Origin of the sequence: Anaerobutyricum hallii DSM 3353 (assembly GCF_000173975.1) — a bacterium.
GTDB classification, from domain to species: domain Bacteria; phylum Bacillota; class Clostridia; order Lachnospirales; family Lachnospiraceae; genus Anaerobutyricum; species Anaerobutyricum hallii.
Genome location: NZ_ACEP01000093.1, coordinates 34,923 through 50,366 on the forward strand (window position 1 = coordinate 34,923; position 15,444 = coordinate 50,366).

The 15,444-nt window shown below is 39.0% G+C and carries 12 protein-coding genes; 3 read left to right on the forward strand and 9 right to left on the reverse strand.

All coding sequences use genetic code 11. From position 1 onward, the window contains the following. Nucleotides 1–322: 322 nt before the first annotated feature. On the reverse strand, nucleotides 323–2,053 hold the full coding sequence (locus tag EUBHAL_RS14865) for a L,D-transpeptidase family protein (protein WP_005348447.1): 1,731 nt from the start codon (nucleotides 2,051–2,053) through the stop codon (nucleotides 323–325). Between the two features lie 488 nt (nucleotides 2,054–2,541). Here EUBHAL_RS14865 and rffA point away from each other — a divergent pair, with 488 nt between their 5' ends. From rffA to EUBHAL_RS09265, 3 genes are all read left to right on the forward strand, one after another. Next, a complete protein-coding gene (gene rffA, locus EUBHAL_RS09255; protein WP_044922827.1) occupies nucleotides 2,542–3,672 on the forward strand; it encodes a dTDP-4-amino-4,6-dideoxygalactose transaminase in 1,131 nt (376 codons plus the stop codon). 229 nt (nucleotides 3,673–3,901) lie between these two features. After that, nucleotides 3,902–4,918 carry a glycosyltransferase family 2 protein gene (locus EUBHAL_RS09260; RefSeq protein ID WP_005348449.1) on the forward strand — a complete coding sequence of 339 codons (1,017 nt, stop codon included), beginning with the start codon at nucleotides 3,902–3,904 and terminating at the stop codon, nucleotides 4,916–4,918. 232 nt (nucleotides 4,919–5,150) lie between these two features. Further along, nucleotides 5,151–6,332, forward strand: coding sequence for an ATP-grasp domain-containing protein (locus tag EUBHAL_RS09265; protein WP_005348450.1), 1,182 nt, complete (start codon nucleotides 5,151–5,153; stop codon nucleotides 6,330–6,332). A gap of 423 nt (nucleotides 6,333–6,755) precedes the next feature. Here the strand turns inward: EUBHAL_RS09265 and EUBHAL_RS09270 are convergent, their stop codons facing one another. From EUBHAL_RS09270 to EUBHAL_RS09305, 8 genes are all read right to left on the reverse strand, one after another. Beyond that, entirely contained in the window at nucleotides 6,756–8,201 is a 1,446-nt protein-coding gene (locus EUBHAL_RS09270; protein ID WP_005348452.1) for a lipopolysaccharide biosynthesis protein, read from the reverse strand. 10 nt (nucleotides 8,202–8,211) lie between these two features. Continuing rightward, entirely contained in the window at nucleotides 8,212–9,504 is a 1,293-nt protein-coding gene (locus EUBHAL_RS09275) for a phenylacetate--CoA ligase family protein (RefSeq protein WP_044922830.1), read from the reverse strand. Nucleotides 9,505–9,760: 256 nt separating this feature from the next. Continuing rightward, nucleotides 9,761–10,363, reverse strand: a complete 603-nt coding sequence (locus EUBHAL_RS09280) for a hypothetical protein (RefSeq protein WP_005348454.1) — start codon at nucleotides 10,361–10,363, stop codon at nucleotides 9,761–9,763. A 123-nt stretch (nucleotides 10,364–10,486) separates the two neighbouring features. Continuing rightward, nucleotides 10,487–11,236 (reverse strand): CpsD/CapB family tyrosine-protein kinase, encoded by a 750-nt coding sequence (locus EUBHAL_RS09285; RefSeq protein WP_005348455.1) that lies wholly within the window; start codon nucleotides 11,234–11,236, stop codon nucleotides 10,487–10,489. Then, nucleotides 11,236–12,060 (reverse strand): YveK family protein, encoded by an 825-nt coding sequence (locus EUBHAL_RS09290; RefSeq protein WP_005348456.1) that lies wholly within the window; start codon nucleotides 12,058–12,060, stop codon nucleotides 11,236–11,238. The genes EUBHAL_RS09285 and EUBHAL_RS09290 overlap by 1 nt, the downstream gene beginning before the upstream one ends. 18 nt (nucleotides 12,061–12,078) lie before the next feature. Then, nucleotides 12,079–13,098, reverse strand: a complete 1,020-nt coding sequence (locus EUBHAL_RS09295) for an LCP family protein (RefSeq protein ID WP_005348457.1) — start codon at nucleotides 13,096–13,098, stop codon at nucleotides 12,079–12,081. Nucleotides 13,099–13,232: 134 nt separating this feature from the next. Further along, a complete protein-coding gene (locus tag EUBHAL_RS09300) occupies nucleotides 13,233–13,961 on the reverse strand; it encodes a CpsB/CapC family capsule biosynthesis tyrosine phosphatase (protein WP_005348459.1) in 729 nt (242 codons plus the stop codon). 303 nt (nucleotides 13,962–14,264) lie between these two features. Continuing rightward, nucleotides 14,265–15,176 (reverse strand): AEC family transporter, encoded by a 912-nt coding sequence (locus EUBHAL_RS09305; protein WP_022169673.1) that lies wholly within the window; start codon nucleotides 15,174–15,176, stop codon nucleotides 14,265–14,267. Nucleotides 15,177–15,444 lie beyond the last annotated feature (268 nt).

Here is a 15,444-nt window from a genome sequence, read left to right on the forward strand (position 1 = left end):
ATTGTACGTCATTGTCTACAAATTTGCAATATATGGGATGATTTATGATTTATCGGTGGGGGGGTAAACAGACGAAGCCAGCCCTAAGGGAATAAAATAATCCATATTTGTGGCCTGGGAGCTACGAGGGTGTAGCTTAGTGGTAGAAAAGCCCGGCATTAAAATAATTGATTTTGACGACTTTGTGTTTTTTACAACTGAGTCAAAATCAATTATTTTAATGCCGGGCTTTTCTCAGAAGACTACTCCCCGCTGCGACGAAAGTCACAAATATGGATTATTTTATTCCCTGAGGGCGTCTATTTGCCTGCGGCAAACCAGATTAATAAGACACCACTGTTGTTCCTATTGGCATTTTATCATAGATATATTTCGCATCCTGGTTATAACAGCGGACGCATCCATGAGACGCTGGTTTTCCGATTGTCGGGTTCTGTACAGAACCGTTATTCCATAATGGACGTGTATGGAAAGAGTTTCTTCCCTTATAATGTGTTACATAGAGTTCTTTTGTGCTTGTGTAGAACCAGCCTTTTTCCTTATAAGTAATCTTAAATACTCCTCTTGGAGAATGATTCTTTGCTGTTCCGGTCGCACAGATAAATGTACGGATCATCTTCCATTTGCCTTTGCTTCCCTCGAAAATGCTTACCTGCTGTGTATAATGGCTGATCCAGATTAAATACTTTGTTTTACTGGAATATCCCTTATAGTTTACAAATGCTGTCTTAACTTCTGTTGAATACTTCTTTGTTGTGTAAATACATTTATTTCCAACGTAACCGATACTTCTTACCTGGCTGGCAAGCAGTTTATTATAATTCTTATCTCTATACTGTCTTGGGGTTACTGTAATTACCTTAGATGTCTTACTGCTTAAGTAAACTTTGTTTCCAATTCTGGTAACTGCCTGTACTTTGATGTTATACTTTGTATCCGCTTTCAGTTTAGCAAGACTATAATTGCTCTTTTTTGTCTTTATCAGTATCTTATATTTGGAATCTGCTGCCTTCTTATATAAAATATGATAGCTAGTTGCTTTTGCTGTTCTTGACCATGTAAGTGCCAGATTCTTTTTGGAATCAAAAGTTAACTGTACATTCCGTACCTGCCCGGCAACTACTGGAATCTTCGCTAAAACCGCATTAGACTGTGTTCCGATCACTATCTTTCCACCAGCCTGTGAAACTGCTACAACTTTGAAATAATACTTTTTACCACCAGTCAGTCCCTTTATTTTTAAAGAAGTGGATGTGCATTTGCTCTTGGCTACTTTATAGCCAGATGAAGACTTTGTACTCTTATAAACAGTGTAATAAGAAGCATTGCTCACAGCATTCCATGAAAGCTTTGCTGCATTCGCATTTGGTACAGCTTTTACACCTTTTACCTTTGCAGGCTTCTTAACATAATCAAATGTCTTAAGCATTCCCTGTCCATAATAAACTGTCTTATTATTGTTAAGAGTGGTCTGACCAATTAAATAAGTATAATATCTGGCATTCTTTAAAGATGAGGATGCAATAGAAGCAGAGGCTGCTGTCTTACCTACACTTATCCTTTTCTGTGCTACTGTTGAGTTTTCTCCCAGATACAGTTCTAAAGAATATCCAGTATATATCTTGTCAGACACTGTCCAGGAAGCTTTTACAGAATCATTGCTTTTCTGCTTGATAGAATAACTGCCAAGCGCCTTACCTGTATAATAGTGAACTGTCAGTTTCTTTGTATTATCCTTACTTGTGAGAATAAGCTTATATTCGGTCTTAGCAGAATAAAGCTGGCCAAGACTTACTGTAAGCACACCTTTCTTTGATGCGAGCTGCGCTGTATCTGTCTTAGCTCCCGTCTTCTCATTTGTTACAGTATATGTATAACCCGCATCTGAAAAATCCGCAAACTTAAGTACTAATCTTCCAGAAGCATCCACATAAGCAATCTTGCTGACACTTGTTTCCTGTGGTGTTGTTGCTGCCTGTGCAGACTTCCCTGCCAAAGCAAACGAAAAACACAATATAAACAATGCTACAATTCCTAAATGTTTCTTATTCATTCTTTACCTCCCATATTATTCAATGTGCTCACAAAATCAAGTACAGGAAAGATTCCGAGAGTACACTCCATCACAAATTATATAGTATCATAAAAAAACAGCTTTGTTATAAGTATATTTCTGTTATATTAAAATTATATTAAAACAGAAATACGACACAAATAAGGTTTCTGGCATTTTTTATAAAATACTTTTCTGTTTTAAAATGATTCCATATCATAATAAATAAATTTATATTTCTTGCTTTTTACAAAAAAGGCCTTTTTATATTATATAATTAAATAAAACCCCCGTCAAGAAATCTGCTTCTTTAAAATTTCCTGATATTTTCACCCCTTTGTATGGAAGAAACTGTACATTTTTCCTGCTCTCTCACTATACAATTATCCTGATTTTTGCTATAATGATGTGAAAGTATGCGTATGATAGTTCGTGTACTGTTACTGTTAACCCATTTATTTATACTATTTTATAAAGAAGGAATTCATATGATTAACTTTAACATTCCCCCGTTTACGGGAAAGGAAACAGAATACATGACAAAAGCCATCCAGAATCACAAGATCAGTGGTGATGGAGAATTCACTAAAAAATGTAACAAATGGATTGAGGATAAGACAGGAACAGCGAAAGCTCTTCTTACTACCTCCTGCACACACGCTACAGAGATGGCTGCCCTCCTTGCAGATATCAAACCAGGTGATGAAGTTATCATGCCATCTTATACATTCGTTTCTACTGCAGATGCATTTGTTCTGCGTGGTGCTACCGCTGTATTTGTAGATATCCGCCCTGACACAATGAACATTGACGAAACATTAATTGAGGATGCTATTACTGATAAGACAAGAGCAATCGTTCCTGTACACTATGCCGGTGTTTCCTGCGAGATGGATACGATCATGGATATCGCAAAGCGTCATAATCTTCTCGTTATCGAGGATGCCGCACAGGGCGTTATGTCCTCCTATAAAGGAAAGGCTCTCGGAACAATCGGTGATTACGGCTGTTTCAGCTTCCACGAAACAAAGAACTACAGCATGGGTGAGGGCGGCTGCCTTTTAATCCGTGACGAAAAGAATATCGAAGATGCCGAGATTATCCGTGAAAAAGGTACAAACCGAAGCAAGTTCTTCCGCGGACAGATTGACAAATACACATGGGTAGAGGCTGGTTCCTCTTATCTTCCAAGTGATATGAACGCTGCTTACCTTTATGCCCAGTTAGAAGTTGCCGATAAGATTTATGATGACCGTATGAGCACATGGAACACTTACTACGAGAATCTCACTCCTTTAAAAGAAGCTGGATACATCGAACTTCCTGTTGTTCCTGAAGGCTGCGTACATAATGCCCATATGTTCTACATCAAAGCAAAAGACTTAGAAGAACGTAGTGCCTTGATCAAGTTCTTAAAAGAGAACGGGATTTCTTCTGTATTCCACTACATTCCTCTTCACGGAGCACCAGCCGGACAGAAGTTTGGCCGCTTCCACGGAGAAGATAAGTACACAACAAAAGAGAGTGAACGTCTCCTTCGTCTTCCTCTTTATTATGGTTTAGAAAAAGAAAAAGTTCTGACTGTCTGCGAAAAGATTAAAGAATTTTATTCAAAATAGCATACATTCAATATTATATGCTACTGTAGTATCCATTCGGTAATAATAGTTTATTAATAGTCATTTAGCAGTTTCTACAATAAAAGTTGCACGAATCAAACTAAAAACTATATCCAAATAATACTTAAAAACCAGATCAATGGAATACTACGAATATTCAAACATATTAATAAACCGTTGAATATTTAGCAGATTTATTGGAAACGAAACTACTCAGGAGGCAAAACTCGTGTTACACTCGATTATTATACCTTGTTATAAATCTTCACGGACTATTCGTGAAGTCGTAGAGCTTACCAGTGCAGAGCTCGACCGCTTAGGGCGCCCGGAATATGAATTTATTCTTGTCGATGACTACTCACCAGATGACGGAGCGACCCTTCGTGAATTAAAAGCACTGGCAGCTGACTATCCATTTGTAAAAGCAATTTCCCTTGCGAAGAACTCCGGGCAGCATAATGCTGTCATGGCAGGACTTAACTACGCACAGGGCGATCTTTTAATCGCAATGGATGATGATATGCAGACCCACCCTTCCCAGTTACATTTTCTGTTAGATGAAATTGAAAAGGGATATGACATTGTTTACGGCTATTATCCAGATAAGAAACATTCCGCTTTCCGTAACTTCGGAAGCTACTTAAATTATCTTACTGTCCGCATTCTTATCGGTAAGCCAAAAGACATGAAAACATCCAGCTATTGGGTAATCCGTAAATTTGTAAGAGACTATGTTATCCAGTATCAGAGTCCTTACACCCATTTACAGGGATTATTCCTGCGTACCACCCGCAATATAAGCTGTGTGCCAATCAAGCATTTTGAGCGTGAAGTCGGACAGTCCGGCTACACCTTAAAGAAGCTCATCCAGCTTTACTCAAATATTATGGGATACTCTGTTGTCCCACTGCGCCTGTCCACTTACTGCGGATACTTCTTCTCTATATTAAGTATTCTCGGCGCACTGGCAATCGTTATCCGTAAGCTCGTAAATCCTGCAATGGCACTTGGATGGCCTTCCATGATGTGCGCCATCTGCTTCTTCTCCGGACTTATCATGTTATTTATGGGGACCATCGGAGAATACCTGGGCAGAATGTTCCTTGGAATGAATAAACAGCCGCAGTTCGTTGTGCGGGAAGTGATTACACAAAATAATGCACCTGATACCGAAAAAACCGGAATCAATACATCTACTGTGGAAGAATCTCAAACTACTAGTAGTTCTGACATAGAAAAGTTGTAGATACTAATCCCAGGTCCTACAAACATTTCTAATTTGGCAGATTCTTCTGCGGCAGAACAATAAAGAATTAATATCTAAATTATTTTTTAACTGTTCAACTAAACATAAATAACTTATTATAAACAGATAGTCTATTGCACTAAAAAAGACATATCAGCTTCTATCTATTATTATATAGTATGGGTTGAACCGTTGTATCACAAATCATAATCTATCAGGAGGTACTATCATCATGAAGAAAATTATGATTCTCGGAGCTGGCATCTACCAGGTTCCTTTAATTAAAACAGCAAAGAAATTAGGATTATACACTATCGTAGTCAGCATTCCTGGAAACTATCCTGGATTTGAGTTAGCTGACAAAGTATATTATGAGAACACCGTCGATGATGAAAAGATTCTTGAAATCGCAAAAGAAGAACAGATTGACGGTATCATCACAACTGGAACTGACGTGTGTGTTATCACAATCGGTAAAGTCTGCGATGCTATGGGACTTGCCGGTCTTTCCTATGAAGCCGCTCAGATTGCAGTAGACAAGATGCTTATGAAGACCAAATACGAAGAATACGGTGTCCGCACCGCTCGTTTCCGCAAAGTTCTTTTCAGTGACCCGGATATTAAGAAAACAATTGAAGGCTTAGAGTTCCCACTGATTTTCAAATCTGTAGACTCCTCAGGAAGCCGTGGAATTACCCGGGTAGACTCCTACGACAAGTTCGATTCCGCTATGAACTATGTGAAAGAAAATACAAGAAAAGACTATTTCTTAATCGAAGAATTCGTAGAAGGCGAAGAATTCGGTGCACAGGCATTTGTATACAATGGGGAAGTACAGTTCATTCTTCCTCACGGAGACTATGTATTCCACGGAGATACTGGTGTCCCAATCGGTCACTTTGCTCCATACAACTTAAACGAAGACGTAATCGAAGATGCCAAAGAACAGCTTCGCGGTGCAGTAAAAGCAATGCAGCTTGACAACTGCGCTATCAACGCCGACTTCATCTTAAAAGACAATAAAACCTATGTATTAGAACTCGGCGGCCGCTGCGGTGCAACCTGCCTCGCAGAGTTAACATCCATTTACTACGGATTTGACTACTACGAAAAAATTCTTAGAACTGCACTTGGAGAAAACCCTCACTTCACATTTGACAAACCATTCGTACCGAATGCCAGCCACCTTCTCATGAGTGATAAAGATGGAATCATCAAGTCTCAGGTTGATTATAATGAGCCAAATGAAGACATTTGTGAAGTTGAATTTGACTACAAACCAGGGGATGAGGTACATAAATTCCATGTGGGACCACATCGTATTGGTCATATTATTACTAAGGGAGAAACTTTGGAGGACGCCCAGAAGTTGCTGTTTGAAGCAATGGATAAGGTGGAAATCACGGTAGAATAATCTGGGTTGCCGCAGGCAAAATAGACGCGCCCCAAGAGACGAACCCCAGCAGAAGCAATTCGGTGAATGGTACCATAGGTTTCATTAAAATACCAGTTTCCATTTTCAATTTCCTGATATGTAGGGTCATCGCTTTCTTTATAACCGGTTTTCAAAAAACTGATACTTGAATTATCATTATGGCATGCCAGAATTTCGATAAACAGAATTACAAACCCATTAAAGGATTAGAATAAGAAAACATTAAATAATAATTTCATCTCCAGTCAAAAACAGCTCTCCGAGAGAGAAGATACCCTATATTTGTGGCCTTAGAGCGAGGATTGAATGTGAGCCGTTTAGCGAACATTCAACCCGCAGGGATAGAGTCACAAATATAGGGTATCTTCTCTCTCGGGGAGCGTCTATTTTACCTGCGGCAAACTATTTCTTTTTAAACATCTTCAGCACTGCCATCATCTGTTTTCTCAATGCAATCGCAGCCGCACCTACCACTAAAACCATCACCGCATAGCGATAATACCATGCGACTCTGTACAGATTCATAGAGAGCAGATTAATTGCCCCATAAGCAATAGCGATAAGTACCGTTTTATGAAGTGGTACGATGACCATTCCTGTGATTTTATGCTCTAAGATTCCCTGTACGAGCAGGAGAATAATATAGCTGAACGCAGTTGTGTAGGCGGCTGCCATGTAACCGAAGTTCAGGATACAAACATAGTTTAAGATTACATTTAATACCATCGTCCCAATTGTTCCTGCAGCTACATACTGGGTTCGTTTATAGTAGTTCTGAAGAGCAGAATAGCTATAGCTGTAGAATCGGAATAAAGTTCCCGATACCATTGGAGCAATAAGCCAGACTGCCATTTTATATTTAGCACCACCGAGGATTAAAATCTCCTCCGGGGCGAGCATTACAAGGATCCAGGAGAGGATTCCAAACATGTGCATAACAGAAATCCACGGTTTGGCAACTTCTTTTTCTGCGCCCTCTCCGATTTTGGCATAAAGCCACGGAATCCAGGCATTCCATACAGAATCCTCAAGTATCCAGATAATGAAAGAGATTGTTGTGGCAATGGCAAATACACCCGCTGCCTCTTTGCTGATCATTTTCTGGATCATAATTTTATCGGACTGGTTCATAATCTGGATGGATAAGGCTTCTGGAATAAGCGGAAGACTGAATGCCAGACCGTATTTCCAGTATTTTAAATTAATGAACTTTTTGCCCTGTGTCCAGATAACAATTGCAACAACAGCACCACCGATAATCTGTGGTACATAGTATCCGATAACCCGGCGGTCTACAAGCTGTCCGATAAGCCCCTGGACACGTCCTCTGTAAATAAGCCATATAGACAGGAACGTTCCCGGCACGATTGTAAGCAGAGTTGCCATCGTACTGAATTTATATTTGAGTACCTGTTTGTCTCTTCGCTGCACATAAAGCATACTTGTATAAGTAAATACATACAGGAAGCAGGTGTAAAACATCAGATCATCCATCTGACAAAAATCCTGTACCTGTGTCTTAAATATCATGCACAGTCCAAAGAAGAATGCAATGGCAATGTAGGAAAGTGTATGTACGCTCGATACATAACCATTATAATCGTCTTCAAAATCTTTCTTCGCCACATCAACACTACGCCAGAGGCAGAGTGACATAATCGTATAGGCAATCAGAAGCCATGACTCGTAGGTTCTGACTACACCGTACTGTGCCTTTGTCAGCAGCCTTGAATAAACCGGGGTTACCGCAAATGTCAGCCCCCTTGCAAAAAGCTGTGCCAGGATGAAGAAAAATCCTGAAGTAAAGGCTCTCTTATTCAGAGAAGCATCTTTATTTTTCCCAGCCATTGTATACCTCCTAATCCTGTACCTTACATACAATCATACGAAGCTTTCCGTTCTTATCCGGTGGAATAGAATCCATCCACTCGTATTCAATCTCAAATGGATGTTTGAACTTCGCATTTAACTTCGCTGTCATATCTTTCTCAACTTCCTCTTTTGTCAGCTTAGATTCTGCTATATTGTGTACGCACTGGATATGAATCTTATGATAGGTCTCCTGAATGAAACGCATCTGTAAAATGTCCTCACAATGAGCAATAATCGGTGCAATTTCGAAGAATGTTGTAACTTCGCCTGTCTCATAGCGGAAGAAGTCGTTCATACGTCCCTGTACGCTTGTGATATAGCGGACACCATCACGAACTTCGCAGGTTCCCTTATCGCCAATCGCATAGTTGATGAGCGGTAAATCTGTCTTGTAAAGAGGCGTTACAACGATGTTACCTTCTTTGGCAGGACGATTCTTTTCATCATAAATATTTACAACAAAAGAGTCATTATGCACCGTATATTCTTCGCTGTCAAAAAGTCGTACCATTGCCGCACCTGTCTCGGCAGTTCCATAAGAATCAATGATTCCAGGGCCTAAAATCTCTGCAAAAAGCTTTCTTGCGGTATCGTCGATCTTCTCTCCAGTTGGACAGTAGAACTTTGGTTTCTCAAGTTCTACATGATTCTGCTTACAATATAAACAGATACGCATAAATTCACTCTTATTCATATATAAAAAGTCTGGCTTATATGCATTAATCTGCTTTACGATTTCCGGTTCAGGTGCATACTGATTTACAAAACCACGACGCAAAATCCCGAAATGCTGTAAAAATGTATCGCTGCCACCAGAAATACTATGGGCACTCTTACGGCTCATCGTCTTTCCTGTAAATGGATTATAACCGGCACACATCATAACACGGAACCAGTTCGCCATGTTGTAGGCCTTTTCCTTTGGAGAAACGAGCAGCATCAGCGGAATTCCTGAAGATCCACTTGTTGTATCGTGGAACCAGCAGTCATACTTCGGATTCTTTGCTTCCTCATTCATCCAGGCACGAAGCTCATCCTTGGTCAATAACGGAAGCTTTGATAAATCATCTCCTGTGCGGATATCTTCCGGCTTCACTCCCGCCTCATCAAATCTCTTCTTATAAAACGGAATCTCATATGCTCTTTTTACAAGCTTCTGTACACGCTTGTCCTGTGTGTGCATTACCCCTCTAAAATCTGTAGGAATCTTTGTTTTCATCTTAAACAAATCAAAAAAAAGCAGTACATTTACAAGCTTTCTCTCTAACTTCTCAAACATGTCTTCTCCTCTTTTCTTTTCGGATATCTCTCTTAAAGTTTTTATTCCCATAAGACAAATATCAATCACTTCATTACTATAGTACTATATCAGAAATCGACTCACTGTAAACAGTTTCATCTGTTCTGTAAATATCTTAAATATTGTATATAAGAAAAATTATTTTGTCAACTAGAGCGTGTTTGGAAAATGCTCCAGAGCGTGTTTGAAATAAAAAAAGGCATCCCTCGTGGCAGGATGCCTCCCAAAATTACTGTTATTTAATAGTAATTTTAACTACTTTTTTACCCCGTTTGTAGTTCTTAGTAGCTTTTGCTTTAATTACAATCTTATAAGTACCTTTCTTGATACCTTTCTTAATTGTAACCTTACCTTTTTTACTTACTTTAATATACTTTTTAGCAGATTTCTTTCCTCTAACTTTATAAGTTACTTTTTTCCTAATAGCTTTTGTTTTAAGATTAAACTTCTTACCTTTCTTCTTAATAGTAGAAGCCTTGTAAGTTTTAGCTTTTGTAGAAGTCTTAATCTTCTGCTTTGCTTTTTTAATCTTATAAGTTACTGTTGTTGTTCCATAGTAGTTACCGATGCCTTTAATTGTAATTTTGTAAGTACCGGCATTCTTCTTAGCACTCTTTTTCTTCTTTAAAATTATACAATCTTTTCCAACAACAAGCTTCTGACCACTTACAGTAATTACTGTAGGTAACTGTTTTTTCTTATTGTACGTTACTGTAGCAGTAGCTTTTTTCTTGTTAATATTAGTTTGTTTTACAGATGGAGCAGCTGCATGAACTGCTGCCGGAGCCATTAGCATTACTGCAAGAAGTACTGCTGCGATTCTCTTTACTGTCTTCATAATTTATGCCTCCTTTTGACAAAAATCTTTCGGCCACGACGAAAAATTGTGTCCGATTTAAATATAATCAACATCCTCTAACAATATGATACACAAATCATGCTATCTGTAGAAATGTAATTATTACTCTTTTATACCTGCTTTCTTTTCTGTAGTATCTCCTCCATAGTAAGCACCATAGTAATCACCATAGTAATCACCATATTTCTTACCATAACGATTGTAATACTTCTTATATGCCCCACTTCTGATTTCCGCACGATTTAATACCGTTCCAAGAACCGGGCACCCAACCCTGTCAAGCTGCTGCAAGGACTGTCTTACCAACGCTTTGGAAGTCTCTCCACAACGTACAACTAAGACTGCCCCATCACTCATGCTGGCAATAAGCGCTCCATCAGAAATATTATCCAACGGCGGTGTATCAATAATAACATATCGATAATCTTCTGCTAATCTGTCAAGAAGTTCTCCTAATCTCGGATCTTCCAATAAAGCAGATGGATTCTCCAGCAATGTAGTAACCGGAACAATATGTCCATTTGGAATATTTGTTTCGTAGACAACATCTTCATACTCTGCCAGACCGGAAAGGAAATGGTTCAGCCCTTCCTTAATTCCTTCTACTTCATACTTCTTCTGTAATTCAGATTTATGTAAATCCACATCTACCAGAACAGTAGGAAAACCTGCCTCTGAAAGAAGCTTCCATAAACGTACAGAAACTGTACTCTTTCCTTCATTAGGAATACTGCTTGTAATAACAATCTTCTTTGTATTCTTACCACAGAACTTAATATTTACTCTTAAACGATTCAAAGCCTCTTCTGCAGCGTAAGGCATATCCTTTATTTTTAAATTCAACTTCTTCATTACTTACTAAATCCCTTCTCCAGCTTCCCCTTTTTCTGCTGTTTTTCCGATGCCAGCTCACTAACATCCGGAATTACTGCCAAAGGTACAATATCAAAGTACTTCTCCATATCATCTGCTGTATGGATCGTATCATCCATAAGATACTTCACTACAAGATACATACAGTAGAGGAACGCTCCTGCTAATGCACCGATCATTGTATACTTCGTGTAGCTTGGGCCATCCTTATAATCTGCTAATTTGGCTTTCTGTGCAACGTTTGGTGCGTTCGTACTCATCGTCTTAGGAAGATAGTCAACAGAAACCTCCATAAGTGTATTCGCAATATCTCTTGCACTCTTTGGATCAGTACTTACTACATTAATATTTAAAATACGGGTATCTGTCGGATTCTCTAATGTGATCATCTTTGCAAGTGTATCAGAATCCATATCCAGATTCAGTTTATTGATTACCTGCTCTAATACCGGATAACTTAACATCAACTGCTCATAATCAGCTGTCAGCGATGTACCGATATTCAAAGCATCTAAATCAACTACTGAATTCTTAGATGCAGATACAACATACATCTTCGCTGTTGACTTATAAGTCGGACGAACAAGAAAATAGGAATATGCATTCATTATCACTGCTCCGATCAAAAAGCACAGCACAATATAATGTATCTTGTCAAGCAATGCCCATGCCAGATCAATCAGATCAATTTCTGCTTCCTGCTCTGTTCTATCCGCAAAACTACTGCGAACATCCTCTTTACCTCCGGAAATCACTTCAAATTCCGGGGTACTCTCCTCATTCCTGTTATTAATAAGACTCATCTTCTTTCCTCATTCCTGTTATTTTTCTACTTTATTAAAAAACAGCTCCATCGCTACTTCGCCACGGCTTGTTTCATCCATAGTAAATTCATTAAAACCATCATCTTCTGCAATAGCGTTCGTTCCCTTGATAGAAAGCTCGCCTTTATCTTCGCTGTTCATAATCATATTGGCGACATTCCCCATCTCTCCAACACTCATATCTGTTACCATATAATCCGAGAGGTCATTATAAAATTCATTAATAAATCCGCTATCCGCCTGTAACTTTGCTTTATACAAAGGGAACAACGCATCAACATATGCCTTCTGCCTGCGCATACGGCACTCGTTCGTACCATCTCCTACATTCATTCTGTCATGAACATAATGCATCGCCTGATCATCTGTCAATGTTATATTCTGCCCCATTACAAGAGATGGATCTGACTGGGAAAAATCATCTTCAATCGTAACAGGCACGCCTCCTGCCAAATGATTCAATATCTTAATCGAATCCATGTTCAATGAAATATATCCTTCAATCCGAATACCGTACAGCATATGCGATACTGCATCCACCGTATTCTCACAACTCAGTTCCATTCCATCGCCTTTTGCATGTGCAAGCGCAATCTGTGTCTTCGTTGTGGCAAGATAAGAACCGTCATCATCTAATGACTTTACATCTGTTATCGTATCTCTGTTAATTGGAAGCTTATGATATATATTCTTCTTCGTATCAATCACAAGAAGCTCAAGAACATCACTCTGTCCGGTTCCATCCGATTCTGTCTTGCCTGTCTTCACACCTCTGTCATCTTCTCCAATAAAAAGATACGTCTGCACATCCCAGTTCGGCTTACACTTCACACCGTTAATCGTAACAATATCTGACGCTGCCGCTGCATCCTTCTGCCCTGTATTCATCTTCTGATTATCAACAATATGCCCGATCACAACTGTTGCTGTACAGACAATAACAAAGACCGCCACCACCGCAGCAAGCTTCTTTGCAAGCTTCTCCTTTTCACTTCTGCTATAGTACTTCTTCGCCATCTAAGACACCTCAGTTAAAAAATCCCCTGGAGCAAAGCACTTCCTGCACCTGGGTTCGTCTTCTCACATACAAGAAGAACTGCAAGAATCACAAACAAGATCACACTAATAATAATTGAAACTTTCTTTGACATCTACTTATCCTCCAAACCAAGCAGCACTGCTGCTTCTTTATCCATTTTATCAATAAAGGTACTGCCCATCATCTTCTCAAGCGCTTCGCGCCCATTCTTAAGATTCGGAACTCTATGATTAAGACCATGACAGTCACTTCCAAGAAAAATCTGTTCCTTTTTCCTGATCATCTTTAAAATCTGTCTTCTTTCACCCCACCGTTCAAAACTTCCAGCATTAATCTGAACATAAACAGGAAGCTCCATCAACTCATAAATTCTCTTCTTATTTCCTGGAATCATCAGAAAACGTTCCAGATGAGCGAGCATAACACGCAGCTTCCTGCGCTCCAAAATATATCTCACTTCTTCAATCTCAGACTTGTTCCACTTTGTAAAAGGCATCTCCAGCAAAAGAAGATCCGTACCCTCATAAGTAAGTTCTTCTAAACGCTCCGCCCTGCTTATTCCTGTAAAAAAAGCGACCTCCACTCCCATTATCAGCCTTGGAATCCTCTCTTCTTTTGTCAGTTCCTGGTTCATTCGTTCCTTCAAACGTTCTTCTGAACACCTTCTTCTGTTCAAAAAAGAAGAAATTCTGTCTTCTATAGCATAAAAATGAGACGTTGCCGCCATTACATCTATTCCCTGTGAAGCTGAGATCTGTAGCATCCCCAAAGATTCCTCTGAACTATGGCTCCCGTCATCTATACGGGGAAGCACATGTGAATGGAAATCTATTACTGACATTCTCTTTTCCCTTCTATTCTATTTACTAAATAAGTTACATAAAATTATAAATTTTTACTCTTCTCAATATTTTATACTATAATGTACCAAATTTCAATGTCCTATTCTCTAATAATATCCAGAAAAATGGACAATTTCTTTGCAAAATATACAAAATTTGATTTGTGAGACTGCAAGGCAGACCAAACAGACGAACCTGGGAAGATAAATAAACCATAACTATCTGAATCCTTTCTCAAATTTCTCAAAAATAAATTCTGACTTTCCCCAAGCCCCAAAGACAGTTCCTTTGCCTGCGGCAAATCAAAATTTCAGCAGAATCATATTCCACAGCGGTGTTGTGATTAATGATGCCGCTGTGGAGAATACAACTAATTTTACGGAGAATTCTTCTTCACAGTCATATTTTGAAGCAAGAATTGTTGTAGTTGCTCCTGCCGGCATTGCCGCCAAAATTACACTTACGCCCATTACAAGGCTGTCGATATGCAGGAGCCAGCATGGGATAAATACGCAAAACGGTATTATAAGTAAACGGATAAATGTATAGAAAAGTACATCTTTATCAATAATCGTTTTGGGATCTGCGTCTGCGAGAATCATTCCGATGACGAGCATGGACATTGCTGTGTTACAGTTACTTACGGAAGTAATTGTTTCTTCTAAGAAATGTGGAGGCCGCCATCCGGTAAGCATGAGGACGATACCAATCTCACAGGCAATGATACATGGATGGGTAAAGATTTTCTTGAGCATTTCCTTTTTGGTTGGTGCTTCGGTGAATACGGAAACGCCCTCTGACCACATCATAATTCGCTGTGGAATAAGGTAAATAGATGCTAATGTCAGTCCCATCATTCCAAAAACACCCTGTGCGATTGGATTCCCTAAAAATCCCGCATTAGAACAAATCGTTGCATAACGCAAACATTTTTTTCTTTTTACGGAGCATTTGTTATATAGTACGCCTCCTAAAATAACACAAAAAACCTGAATTAATATAGAAATAACAAGAATGACTACAAAGTCCTGTGCGATTTTTGACGAGAACTTTATCATAAAAGAATAAATAATATTACACGGTAAAATAAGATCAATAACAAGATTGGTCATACCTTTCTGTACTTCTTTTCCGACAACTCCCACCTTTTTCAAAATCAGCCCTGTGATGATGAGGGCGAACATCATTAATTGTAAGTTAATTAATTCCTTCACTTTTGTGTCTCTCCGTTTCTCTGTTTATTTAATGTATTTGTAAATCGGCACATAAGACTACTATTTATATTGCTATAGCTTCTATGTCGTGACATCCTCCCCCACCTGTAGAGGTTGAGACTTCCCAACCTCGGCAAGTTTGGTTCTCGTTCGATAACACTACTGTGCTAAGCATAAGCGAGCTATCCCCGTGTGTCCCACGGTTGTGTTATATTGTATTAAGGTCATGCATTTACCAGCCGCATTCCCTCATTTCTGATATTTATAG